The sequence below is a fragment of the Sphingobacterium deserti genome (assembly GCF_000757725.1).
Classification (GTDB): domain Bacteria; phylum Bacteroidota; class Bacteroidia; order Sphingobacteriales; family Sphingobacteriaceae; genus Sphingobacterium; species Sphingobacterium deserti.
Map to the genome: position 1 here is coordinate 19,293 of NZ_JJMU01000032.1, position 11,706 is coordinate 30,998.

An 11,706-nucleotide genomic window follows, 5' to 3' on the forward strand; every position below is an offset into this window, starting at 1 on the left:
AAAACTATAGCAATGAAAATTAACACAATAATATACTTTTTTAGTGCACTAATTGCGGGAGCAACGTTTAGTTCTTGCGAGAAGTATCTTGATCAAAATCCAGACATGCGTACGGAGATCAATAGCGTAGACAAAGTTGCACAGCTCGTTACGTCGGCCTATCCCAGCTATAATTATTTGGCAATGGCGGAAACCTATTCCGATAACGTTAACGATAAGGGCCCTACAGTAGGGCATAATAATGACCCATTCGTTAGTCTGTATTCTTGGAATGACCTTAAGGATGACGGAAATAACACGCCTACTCAGTATTGGAACGGTGTATATTCTGGGATAGCAGCGGCCAACCAAGCTTTAGAGGCAATTGAGATGCAGGATCTGGGTACAGATGTATTACCTTACAAAGGCGAAGCATTATTAGCTAGAGCATACGGTCACTTTATGCTGGTAACTTTTTTTGCGAAAGCTTACGTCCCGGGTGGTGCAAATGACTCTCCAGGGATTCCCTATGTTACAAGTCCAGAAACAGTAGCTCTTGCTAAGTATGATCGAGGTACTGTTGCCTCCGTTTACGAACAAATTGAACGCGATTTGGTAGAGGGATTACCGTTGCTTAGGGGTGGGGAATGGAAAGTGCCTAAATATCATTTCACCCATAGTGCAGCAAGTGCATTTGCGGCACGTTTTTACCTATTTAAAGGAGAATTTGATAAAGTAATCCAACACGCAAATAATGTATTTGAAGGCGGAGATTTTACCGGAAACCTTCGACCCGCAAATACTACTTTCCGTAACTATACGCTAGCCGAATTCAACCAAGAATTGACTATGGCGAATAAGAATTACAATCTGCTGTTGTCCGAAACGTATTCTGTATACCAACGGAGCAACTCCTCCGGAACAGCTCGTTATGGCTTTGGTACGGAAAAATATTCCGGCATATACAATGCTACAACGGTTGCGGGAGCACCATTTTACAATAAGGGTGTACGCTGGTCTGACAATAACTATACGGTATACATCTTTAAAGAGTACTTCCATTACTCGAATGTTCAAGCGCAGATTGGATTTCCTTACATTATGCAGCCGTTATTTCTAGCAGATGAAGCTTTGATGAATAGAGCAGAAGCTGCCATCGAAACTGGTGATTTCGCTGCTGCTCTACGGGATTTAAATCTCTTTGCTAGTGTGCGGATTACAAATTACAACGCTCAAACACACGCTGTGACCTTAGAAAAAGCACGTACATTTTTCAACGAAGCAAATGATAAAGAGGCTTTGATCAAAACCGTTCTTCAATTTAAGCAAATTGGATTTATGGGCGAAGGACTGCGATGGTTTGATATATTACGTAAGCGCATTCCTGTTATACACAACCACATTGATGCCGCTGGAGTAGAGACCTTCCAAACGTTAAGTGCAGATGACAATAGAAGGATGTTTCAGATTCCTCAAGAAGCGACGATTGCAGGTATTGAATTAAATCCAAGATAAAACCATGGTTATGAAGAAAATAAACATCATTCGATATATAGGCTTACTTATGGGCCTATCACTACTAGCTTGCTCCAAATCTGATGAAAATCTAGACGTGGACTTGAGTAAGTACAATAGTGATACCTACGTAAAAACCGCAGTGGATGACTGGATAACGACCAATTTGACCACTCCTTTTAACATTCAGGTGGTGTACCGTTTCGAGCGAAACTTGACTGATGTATCGCGCGATATATCCCCATCAAAATTAGAGACGGTTCAACCTACTATGGAACTTGTACTTGATGGTTTTATCAACGTGTATAAAGAGGTTGCAGGAAGTGCTTTCATTAAAACCTACACGCCTAAACAATTCGTGCTGTATGGATCTGGCTCCTACAATTCCAATAATTCCTACAACTTAGGTACCGCTGATGGGGGACGTCGGGTGGTTCTGTATGACACCAATGGCATTGATCTAACGAATCCCGAGAATGCAAGACGTAGACTGCGTACAATACACCACGAGTTTACCCATATTGTTAACCAGATCATTAATATTCCCACTACATTCGAGCCTATTACAGCTGCAGATTACTTCGCAGACTGGACAAACGCTTCGAATACAGCTGCCGTAGCTAAAGGACTTGGATTTATTTCTCCGTATGCGCGAAGCGCTCCGGGCGAAGATTTCGCAGAAATGACATCGCACTTATTGGTTGAGGGGCAGGTTTGGTTCAATAATTATGTTGCCACGGCTTCACCTAGTGCCCAGCCTAAACTTTTAGCCAAAGAGAGAATTGTAAGAGACTACTTTAAAACGTTTTTTGACATTGATTTTAATGAATTGCAAGGAGCCGTGCAACGCGTGCTCAAAGAAAATTACAATGCCAAAGATCCTACAGATATCACGCAGACGCTTCCTATTTGGTTGAATAGGAATCTTGTTAGTACGATTCGCTACCAGCCTAGCGCAGCACATTATGGCACCTTTGGAAACCCGGCAGCGATAAGAGCAATCTTCACTAATATGCAAGCGGCGTTCAGGGAGCAAAACCCTGGCTGGCCAACTGGCACAATAGAATACTTTGAGTTCCGGTTCACAGATGCACAAAACATGGTATTCAGAATAGCTTTTAAAATAGCGTCCAATAGCAATGATGTGTATTTCGCAGACTATTATTTCGGTATGCAGGTATCTAATATTACAGGAGAGGTGCAATTTAGCAAGACAACTTCCGCTGGGCTTCACAACACGTCGAATGGAAACTTATTATTGAATGGCTTTGAAAGGCATCTACTACCGTATCTAACTAACAGGGTATTTGTAGCAGATTGGTTGCCAACAACAATTGGATCGACTTCCAATTTGTACAGAACATTTGGCGGGTTTTACGTGAAGGATGCACCAACAAATTATATCTACGGACCAATAGTTTTAAAATAGCTGATTATGAAAAGAATATATGTATTGCTTATTGCTGCCGTTTCGCTTTTTGGATGCACAAAAAGCGATGTGGATCTCATATTCGATAGCCTTCCGGAAGAACGTATTAACGTCAGACTAACGGAGCTACAGAATAAGCTTTTAGAATCGCCTTCAGGTTGGAAGGCTTCGTTAACAACCACGGCAAGTGGTGGTTATGGTTTTTACTTTAATTTCAAAGAAGACCAAACGGTGGCGATGGTGTCTGATATTAACGCAACTACCGCTCGAGTTATGTCAAACTCTACGTACCGTGTTAAATGGGTAATGAATGCTTCGCTGATCTTTGATACGTATAATTATATCTCTTTACTGCAAGATCCTACCGCCGGAACTGTACCTGGCGGTGCGCAGGGATCAGGCGTAAAAAGTGACGTTGAGTTCGAATATTTGCGTGCTACAGCAGACAGTATTATATTGCGAGGCAAGAAGTACCAAAATGAATTGGTTTTGGTGAAGGCTTCTGTTGATGAATCCGACAAGTACAACAACGGAGAATATCAGACAAGTATCAATAAGATCAACAACTTCTTTGCCGTTAACGCTAATCCCTATATCGAGGTGGCAGGTGTGCGAACATCGGTTGAAATTAATAGAACAGCTAAAACAGCTAGCCTAACTGGTATTATTGATGGCGCTGCGAAATCGGCTAGTAGCAAATTCTACTACGCATTAAGCGGTGTTAATTTCAGGGAAGGTATTAACTTTAGCGGAGTGGATATGGTATCTTTGACTTTTAAAGGTGATCTCCTTTATGGCGTGGACAGGGAAGGTAAAGAATACGAAGTGAAGAATTCTGTGTCGCCCATATTGCCCCTCCATATGTTAATGGGTGTGAAGTATGCCGGTTTAAGAAGCCCTACGCTTACAAACAGTAGTCCATCGGTCACTTATTTTCCTGGAACAGCCGGGAGCGGTCTAACCATCCTGCGGAGGTATTTTGATGGTCTTCCAAATCGTAATGCAAACGGTGTGGCGGTATTCGGTTATGGTTATGTGGACTTGGCGTGGAACACTGCCAACAAACGTGTAACATTGACTGGCGTAGCTGGACAATACCAAGCAACAGGCTTAGCTACTTGGACAACGACTATTGTATATGATTATACTGTAGATGAAAGCACAGGGGAATATAAGTTTACGCTACGGACAGCCGCGTCTGGAGGTTATTCAGCTGCAATTTTGGATCAGCTCCATGCATTCCTAACGACAAGTAGGTTTAAACTAGATTACCACGTGGATGGTGCTAATCTCTATGGAAAAATGATTGGAATAGACTCACCTAATGTTCAGATGTCGTTTCAATTGCGATAAGATCAATAATAAAAGAAAAGGGATGCCAATACGGCGTCCCTTTTTCTCTTATGGCAATTTTTTTTGAGCCTATCAGTCTATAAATCAGTTGCTGTACTTGTTTGTTTGGAGTTTTAATCGTATATTTATATAGATTGATAAAAATATGATGACATCACTATTTATTAATATCGGTAGACAAGAAATTTTTATTCTTGTATTTTTTGTCCCAGTAATACTAGCCTATTTGTATTGCATTTTTCATGCGTTGACTAATAGAAAATTGGAATTGCCCTATCGTCTGGCATGGGCTGCTGCAATGTTAGGGCTACCTTTTATTGGCTGTGCTCTCTACTGGACTGCTGCCAAAAATGCTTCCGAGAATAAACAAGCTTAGGTCTTCTACTTTTGATGATCGAGTGATTTAATTATCGAATTTAGGCTATGAAAAAAGAAGAAGCGGAAAAATTGGTTTTAGTCGGAACCCTTCTCTCGAGTAGTCATATTTTCCTATTGATGCTATCCTATTATATGGATATTAAATGGGAACCTCCTCACTTCTTACAAGTAATAGGTAGTATGATTACAGAAATGTTGACCCTCCCAGCGATTACTTTCCTAATTGTTGCATTTCTTTTTGGTCTCTTTAAACTGATCAGGAAGCGATTTAACGGTCGGATTTTTACAATCACGGCAATTTCATTTGTCGCCGTATTGCTGATTATTCTAACTTGGGAGTAGTAAAAACAACGTGTAAAACGTAAAGCTTATCTGCTTTATGATAATCCTATTTTCTAGCTTTTGCTCTGTTTTTACGTCTATTAATAAAAATCACCGTGACGGCTCCAATAATAGCGCCAACACCTGAGGCTGTATAAAATTCGTTTTTGTTTACAGATCCAAACCGTTCGTTTAAACCCAAATAAATGAGCATAATTGCGACGATAAAAACGATGATGATGGTCACTACATATAAATTCTTCTTCATAATCCAGTTGCAGTTTAGAACGGTTCACTTTAAATATACGAATTTGCTAGCGTCAAATTAAATGTAGATCCATATTTTTTGATTATTAGGTCAGAATTTTTTAGATTTATAACTACACTATAAACCTATGAATAAGCATATCCTGAACATACTATGCCTTTTTTTGGCGTTAGCCAGCATGGCTCAAACGCCCTCAAAGGAAACTATAAATAAGTTACCGGACTGGGCATTTGGCGGTTTTGTCAGACCAGCAAATGTAAATCCAGTTATCTCGCCGTTGGATCACACGTTGTTTAAGGATCCGATGAGCAACAAAGAAATTGCCTGGGAGTCCAACGATACCTTCAATCCGGCGGCGACTATAAAAAATGGAAAAGTCGTTGTACTGTACAGGGCTGAAGATAAGACAGGGGTGAAGATCGGTCACCGGACATCGCGTATAGGCTATGCCGAGAGCGATGACGGAATATTATTTACCCGCAACGAAACGCCGGTTTTTTATCCGGGGGATGATAGCCAAAAAAGTTACGAGTGGCCGGGCGGAACCGAGGATCCCCGCGTGGCTGTTACCGAAGATGGCCTGTATGTGATGTTCTACACGCAATGGAATCGAGAAACGGCACGTCTAGGTGTCGCCACTTCGAAAGATCTCATCACATGGGAAAAGCATGGACCAATTTTTAGGAAGGCAGAAAATGCCGATATCATCGTAAACAAATTTCATAAGTCAGCTTCTATCGTCACCGAAGTAAAAAATGGTAAACAACAAATTGCCAAGATTAATGGTAAATATTGGATGTATTGGGGGGAATATGGCGTGTACGGCGCAACATCCGATAACCTCATAGACTGGGAACCAGTGGTCGATGAAAAGCGCGAATTGAAAGCCTTTATTGCGCCTCGAAAAGGATTTTTTGATAGTGACCTCACGGAATGTGGTCCGCCAGCTGTATTGACAGAGCATGGTATATTATTGCTATATAACGGGAAGAATAACCCGCGTCATGGAGACAAGCGCTTCAATCGTGGGACATACAGCGCAGGGCAGGTTTTGTTCGATGCCAATGATCCTACCAAAGTAATTGGCCGATTGGATGTTCCCTTTCTTAGACCGATGGAGGATTTTGAGAAAAGCGGGCAATATGTGGACGGTACAGTCTTCATTGAGGGGCTGGTATACTTTCAGAATAAATGGTTTTTATACTACGGATGTGCAGATTCCAAAGTTGCTGTCGCGATATACGATCCATCGAACCCGGCGCCGGCGGATCCGCTACCTTATGTTGAGTAGCGCTTATGGCGTAGTGAGATATTATGTTTGATACCAATGCACGTCCGTGCGAGGAGGGGGTACGATGACGCATTTTTGAATATATAGGAGCATTGTTAGTTTACCTGCATCTTTTAGCAGATTGCCTTGCCGCGGTATGCGGCAGATCGCTTGTCCCTAGCCGGGACGGGGCCATACTTTTTCAGATGAAAAAGTAAGCAAAAAATCTTTGTTTCATCGAGGCGATTTTTCCCACAACCCCACGCACAGCAGCAGGCTGCCTGTCAGGCTAGATGACATCCCAAAATCCTTTTAGATTGGATTTCGGGAAATAATCTCATGCCTGCCCATACCCACTAGGCCACGGCAGTCCTCAGCTCGTTCCATCACTTGATGAAACGTAAAAGTGCCGTTAATCGGTCTTTGTAGATCAGGCCTATCGTTCGCTCGATTGGTAGTGCGTAGTGAAAATAGATTGTAGTATATAGAATTGCGTAATGCGTATAGCGTAGTGAGAAGTTAAACTTTTCTTTGCTTTATCGCTTCTTTCCATTATTAAACGAAATGTCGCCTTGAAAGCTTTGCGATATGTAGAAACTTGCCACTGCACAAACCTCCCTGCAAAGGTTTCAAGCGACGGGGGTTTGAATACTTTTGCCCTTCAAAAGTATTTGCCCTGCCGCGGCATGCGGCGGAAGGGTTGTGGGGGGATTGGTATTGAGTATTGTGTAGCGCGTAATGCGAAAGGTATTCTATATTTTATCGCTTCTTTCCATTATTAAAAGAAATGTCGCCTCGAAAGCGATTAGTACAGTGTATTGCGTAGTGCGTAGTGAGAAATTAGAAAAGATACTACAATGCACCATCCATTATTAAACGAAATGTCGCATCAGTTTTGTTGCGTCTGTAGTCATTTGCCTTTGCACTGTCCAAAAAGGATGCAACAAAAATAAGCGACGGGGTTTTGAATACTTTTGCCCTTACAAAAGTATTTGCCTTGCCGCGGCATGCGGCGGAAGGGTTTGAGCGAGGGACAATCCGTTTGAAAAACAAAACATCTCCTTACAAAAGTATTTGCCTTGCCGCGGCATGCGGCGGAAAGGTTGTGCGATGGGCAATCTGTTTTATAACGAAAAACTTAAACTTGCCGGGGCATGCGGCGGAAGGGTTGTGGGGGGATATCGCTTTTGAAGCGGTATCTATTTAAACCTTATTCGCTAAAATACTTAACTCTTGTGCTACGCGGCCAGCAATATCCTTATAAGATTGTGAAACCGCTTCATCTGTATCCAATAAAATTGGGAAACCATTATCTCCCGCGTCGGCGATAGATTTCACTAGGGGTATTTCACCTAGGAAAGGAACGTTGTTGCTTTCAGAAAGGTGTTTCCCTCCATCTTTACCAAAGATGTAGTATTTGCTGTCCGGTAATTCTGCTGGCGTAAAATAAGCCATGTTTTCAACGATACCTAGGATTGGTACATTGATACCCTCCATTTGGTACATGCCAATGCCTTTGATGGCATCCGCAAGGGCAACGTGTTGCGGTGTAGTCACAATTACGGCACCCGAAATCGGATACGATTGCGCCACCGTAATGTGTATGTCGCCTGTGCCCGGTGGCATATCCACAACCAAATAGTCCAAATCACCCCAATCGGTGTCTCCAAAGAGCTGTTTAATAGCAGAAGTTGCCATGGGACCACGCCAAGGAATAGGTTGATTAGGATCAGTAAAGAAACCAATAGAAAGAAGCTTTAAGCCAAATTTTTCGATCGGCACAATTTTATTCTTGCCGTCTGCCGTCTGCACAGATGCTGGTCTTGCACCCTCCACACCAAACATAATAGGAAGAGAAGGCCCGTAGATATCTGCATCCAGCAGTCCGGTTTTTGCACCTGTTTCAGCCAAGGCCAAAGCCAGGTTGCTGGCTACGGTTGATTTACCTACACCGCCTTTGCCCGAAGAAACCAAGATAATATTTTTAATGCCGTCCAACTGCGCAGATTCAGTACCGATAACGCGAGAAGTCATATTGATGTCCACTTCGATCTCTTTGCTCACAAACAACGCTATGGCATTACGACAAGCATGCTCGATATGCCCTTTCAAAGGACAGGCAGGCGTAGTCAAAACCACATCAAACTTTAATTTATTTGGTAAGATTTCAATATTTTGAATCATGTTTAAGGTAACCAAATCTTTTTTTAGATCCGGCTCTTCCACATGGCCTAATGCGTGCAATACTTGTTCCTTCGTAATCATAATAACATTGTCTCGCACAAAGATAGATATTGAGGGGTAAAATCATGTCATATGGATGTTTGTAGTTTATGAATAACAGGCTTTGAAAGTGGCTAAGTTCTGCTTGTTGGGAATAACATATTTTAGCGTTTCATCTCAAAAAAAACATCTAATTTCACCTCCGAGATTGCCGCTAATTTCGCGGTGGGGATGGAGCCTTTATATGTGGTTTTCTTCCGACCAAATTTTGTTTGCATTAAAAAGGCAATTTGTCTATGTTTAGATTGAATTATACTGTATGAAAATACTTCAAAAAATACGAGCGCTATCAAAGAGGCAAAAAAATATGGTGCTGCTTATTTGTGGGTCTTTGCTGCTTCTGTTATTGATTGGGCTTGGAATTGGGCTCTCGGTTCGTGGGGAGATGCTTGATCGTGCGGTGAAAAAAGTACAGCAGACCCTACTTACCCGCTATGAAATCGACTTTAAAGTTAGTGATTATCGGTTTACAGGCTTAACTACTGTGACGTTTAGCGATATTGAAGTGTTGCCCGAAAACAGGGATACCCTTGCACAAATTGAGTCCATGGCAGTCTCTGTGCGCTTATGGCCACTCTTGTTTGGGGATGTGAAAATAGGAAATCTCTCGTTAAAGAATTCAGACGTCACGCTGATAAAACACGATTCGATTAGCAATTATGATTTCTTGTTTAAGAAAAAAGAAAACGAACCTGCGGTAAGCAACGACGATCGCGAGCAAAATTACGCTGCCCTTATAGACGGCTTGATGAAGCAGGTATTCTTTAAAATTCCGCGTGATATGGATTTGGAGAACTTCGAGCTTTCTTACCGCGACGATAGTTTGCAACAACGTGTGCGACTTCCCAAAGCGACTATCGACGATGGCGATTTTGAAGCCAGCCTTTTTCTAAACGACCACGATGCACAGTGGAACCTTGCCGGGCATGTAAATCCGGACAGGCAACAACTTCGTATAGAAGTGTCCTCGGAACAGAAGGATACAGAGCTACCCTTCTTGTACGGCAAGTTCGGTCTACGGGTGAGTTTCGATAAAATTATGTTTGAGCTTGATAAGGTGCGTCGCGAAAGTCAGGATTCTCTTACAATGGCAGGGAAATGGGCCTTCGAAAACCTACATGTGCAGCACCGTCGTCTATCCGAAGACCCTATAATGCTTCCGGAAGCAGTGGGCGAGGGGCAGATAAATATCGGTAAACTAGCGCTGGAAGTTGATCCTTCCAGCACAATACGGGTCAAAGAATTTGAATTCCGGCCGCATATCAAATTTCTCCCTAAGCCTGATAAGATGATCAGCCTTTCCGTACACACGGGGCGGTTTGAAGCGCAAAAGCTATTTGATGCCATTCCGCGCGGTCTTTTTCCTACGTTAGATGGCATTGAGGTCGCGGGGGAGATCGCCTATGATCTGGACTTTTCTGTTAATTTCGATGATCCCGATAATATCAAATTTGCTTCGAAGATGGATGATCAGCAGCTGAAAGTGGTAAAATGGGGCCGTGCTGATGTGCGAGCAATGAACGGTCCTTTTGTGTACAAGGCCTTTGAAGATACGGTCCTGATGCGCGAGATTACCGTCGGACCAGCCAACCCCAAATTCACATCGCTGAATCAGGTGTCCTCAATTTTGAAAAAGACAGTTTTAAATACAGAGGATCCCTATTTTTACAAGCATAATGGCTTCGAAGAAGAGGCCTTCAAATTATCCATCGCCACCAATATTAAAGAGAAGGCCTTTAAAAGAGGAGCGAGCACCATCTCTATGCAACTTGTTAAAAATATCTTTTTAAATCGCAACAAAACCATGATGCGTAAATTTGAAGAAATACTTTTAGTATGGCTGATGGAGTCCTCGAAAGAGGTGAGTAAAGATCGTATGTTTGAGGTTTACCTAAACGTCATCGAATGGGGAAAAAATGTGTACGGTATTCACGAGGCTGCGGCCTATTACTTTGGCAAAACACCAGCGCAATTAAATATTGGGGAGAGCCTATACCTTTCCAGCATCATCCCGCGGCCTAAAAAAGGCTTGGCATCCTTTGATTATACAGGTCATTTAAAACCTTGGGTGCAGCGCCACTTCAACACCTATGGGTACATTATGAATAAGTTGCAACAGCTTAACGACGAGTCTGTTCCGGCCGCTTATGGTTTCTACGAAGTCACATTGCAGCCAAGCTTACGACCTCCGCGTCCAAAAGGAATCGTGGATACCACGTTTATGGAAATAGATCCGGAGCAAGAAGCGATCATGAAAGAAATGGAAGCGGATGAGAGCACACGCAAAAGTCTGCTCGAGAAGTTGTTTGGGAAAGATAAAAAAGAAGAGGAAAAGTAAAATGAAGCATATCCAAATAGATAATCTCGATTTCGAACTATTTATAGACTACGAACAAATTAAGAAGCGTATTCGGCTAATGGGCATTGACATCAGCATGAAATACGCCGATAAGAACCCCGTATTTGTGGGCGTGCTGAACGGCTGTTTTATGTTTATGGCTGATCTTATGAAACAGGTGCATGTGCCCTGCGAGGTATCTTTTGTTAAATTATCTTCTTATCAAGGTGTTCAGCAGGATCAGATACAAGAACTATTCGGGGTAGGGATGGATTTAGCAGGGCGGGAGATCATCATTGTGGAGGATATCATCGACTCGGGCAATTCGTTACAACATACAATCGCTGCCCTCGAAAAATTGGATGTGGCTAGTATCGCTGTTTGTGCCCTGTTGATGAAGCCCGAGTGCTTACAGCATGAGTTTGATAACATCACCTATGTAGGCTTTGAGATTGAAAGAGAGTTTGTAGTTGGTTACGGGCTGGATTATAACGGGCAATGCCGCAACCTGCCCGATATCTATAAAAATGTAGTACATAGCGAGACCGTTTAACCTGCCACACCTGAACGTC

General features: G+C 42.5%; 11 protein-coding genes. 9 read left to right on the forward strand and 2 right to left on the reverse strand.

Going from position 1 to position 11,706, the window contains the following annotated elements; translation table 11 throughout:
* Positions 1-12: 12 nt before the first annotated feature.
* The 5 genes from DI53_RS10505 to DI53_RS10525 all read left to right on the forward strand — a co-directional run bounded on the left by DI53_RS10505 (position 13) and on the right by DI53_RS10525 (position 4,996).
* Positions 13-1,494: a RagB/SusD family nutrient uptake outer membrane protein gene (locus DI53_RS10505; RefSeq protein ID WP_037498828.1), complete on the forward strand. Its 1,482-nt coding sequence runs from the start codon at positions 13-15 to the stop codon at positions 1,492-1,494.
* Between the two features lie 10 nt (positions 1,495-1,504).
* Positions 1,505-2,923 (forward strand): substrate import-associated zinc metallohydrolase lipoprotein, encoded by a 1,419-nt coding sequence (locus DI53_RS19600; protein WP_157836770.1) that lies wholly within the window; start codon positions 1,505-1,507, stop codon positions 2,921-2,923.
* A gap of 6 nt (positions 2,924-2,929) precedes the next feature.
* Complete coding sequence (locus DI53_RS10515; RefSeq protein ID WP_037498831.1) at positions 2,930-4,276, forward strand: DUF4302 domain-containing protein; 1,347 nt, start codon at positions 2,930-2,932, stop codon at positions 4,274-4,276.
* A gap of 145 nt (positions 4,277-4,421) precedes the next feature.
* Entirely contained in the window at positions 4,422-4,652 is a 231-nt protein-coding gene (locus DI53_RS10520) for a PLDc N-terminal domain-containing protein (protein WP_037498835.1), read from the forward strand.
* Between the two features lie 47 nt (positions 4,653-4,699).
* The gene (locus DI53_RS10525) at positions 4,700-4,996 is read left to right on the forward strand and encodes a hypothetical protein (protein WP_037498838.1); all 297 of its coding nucleotides are present in this window, start codon (positions 4,700-4,702) and stop codon (positions 4,994-4,996) included.
* A gap of 46 nt (positions 4,997-5,042) precedes the next feature.
* Here DI53_RS10525 and DI53_RS10530 read toward each other — a convergent pair whose 3' ends face one another.
* The gene (locus tag DI53_RS10530) at positions 5,043-5,243 is read right to left on the reverse strand and encodes a hypothetical protein (protein ID WP_037498841.1); all 201 of its coding nucleotides are present in this window, start codon (positions 5,241-5,243) and stop codon (positions 5,043-5,045) included.
* Between the two features lie 127 nt (positions 5,244-5,370).
* On the opposite strand from DI53_RS10530, the gene DI53_RS10535 reads away from it, so the two are divergent.
* Together DI53_RS10535 and DI53_RS10540 are read left to right on the forward strand one after the other, a co-directional pair.
* Positions 5,371-6,534, forward strand: coding sequence for a glycoside hydrolase family 130 protein (locus DI53_RS10535; RefSeq protein WP_037498844.1), 1,164 nt, complete (start codon positions 5,371-5,373; stop codon positions 6,532-6,534).
* Positions 6,535-7,477: 943 nt separating this feature from the next.
* Complete coding sequence (locus DI53_RS10540; RefSeq protein WP_131555237.1) at positions 7,478-7,720, forward strand: hypothetical protein; 243 nt, start codon at positions 7,478-7,480, stop codon at positions 7,718-7,720.
* Here the strand turns inward: DI53_RS10540 and DI53_RS10545 are convergent.
* Positions 7,717-8,778, reverse strand: coding sequence for an Mrp/NBP35 family ATP-binding protein (locus DI53_RS10545; RefSeq protein ID WP_037498849.1), 1,062 nt, complete (start codon positions 8,776-8,778; stop codon positions 7,717-7,719). The two genes, DI53_RS10540 and DI53_RS10545, sit on opposite strands and share 4 nt — an antisense overlap.
* 277 nt (positions 8,779-9,055) lie before the next feature.
* Between DI53_RS10545 and DI53_RS10550 the strand changes: the two genes are divergently transcribed.
* Entirely contained in the window at positions 9,056-11,134 is a 2,079-nt protein-coding gene (locus DI53_RS10550) for a transglycosylase domain-containing protein (RefSeq protein WP_117624878.1), read from the forward strand.
* Between the two features lies 1 nt (position 11,135).
* Positions 11,136-11,687 carry a hypoxanthine phosphoribosyltransferase gene (gene hpt / locus DI53_RS10555; RefSeq protein WP_037498852.1) on the forward strand — a complete coding sequence of 184 codons (552 nt, stop codon included), beginning with the start codon at positions 11,136-11,138 and terminating at the stop codon, positions 11,685-11,687.
* Positions 11,688-11,706 lie beyond the last annotated feature (19 nt).

Bases quoted from the DNA above. Each gene is read 5' to 3' on its own strand.
- DI53_RS10505 (WP_037498828.1), top strand. From the start codon at position 13: ATGAAAATTAACACAATAATATACTTTTTTAGTGCACTAATTGCGGGA.
- DI53_RS19600 (WP_157836770.1), top strand. From the start codon at position 1,505: ATGAAGAAAATAAACATCATTCGATATATAGGCTTACTTATGGGCCTA.
- DI53_RS10515 (WP_037498831.1), top strand. From the start codon at position 2,930: ATGAAAAGAATATATGTATTGCTTATTGCTGCCGTTTCGCTTTTTGGA.
- DI53_RS10520 (WP_037498835.1), top strand. From the start codon at position 4,422: ATGATGACATCACTATTTATTAATATCGGTAGACAAGAAATTTTTATT.
- DI53_RS10525 (WP_037498838.1), top strand. From the start codon at position 4,700: ATGAAAAAAGAAGAAGCGGAAAAATTGGTTTTAGTCGGAACCCTTCTC.
- DI53_RS10530 (WP_037498841.1), bottom strand. From the start codon at position 5,243: ATGAAGAAGAATTTATATGTAGTGACCATCATCATCGTTTTTATCGTC.
- DI53_RS10535 (WP_037498844.1), top strand. From the start codon at position 5,371: ATGAATAAGCATATCCTGAACATACTATGCCTTTTTTTGGCGTTAGCC.
- DI53_RS10545 (WP_037498849.1), bottom strand. From the start codon at position 8,778: ATGATTACGAAGGAACAAGTATTGCACGCATTAGGCCATGTGGAAGAG.
- DI53_RS10550 (WP_117624878.1), top strand. From the start codon at position 9,056: ATGAAAATACTTCAAAAAATACGAGCGCTATCAAAGAGGCAAAAAAAT.
- hpt (WP_037498852.1), top strand. From the start codon at position 11,136: ATGAAGCATATCCAAATAGATAATCTCGATTTCGAACTATTTATAGAC.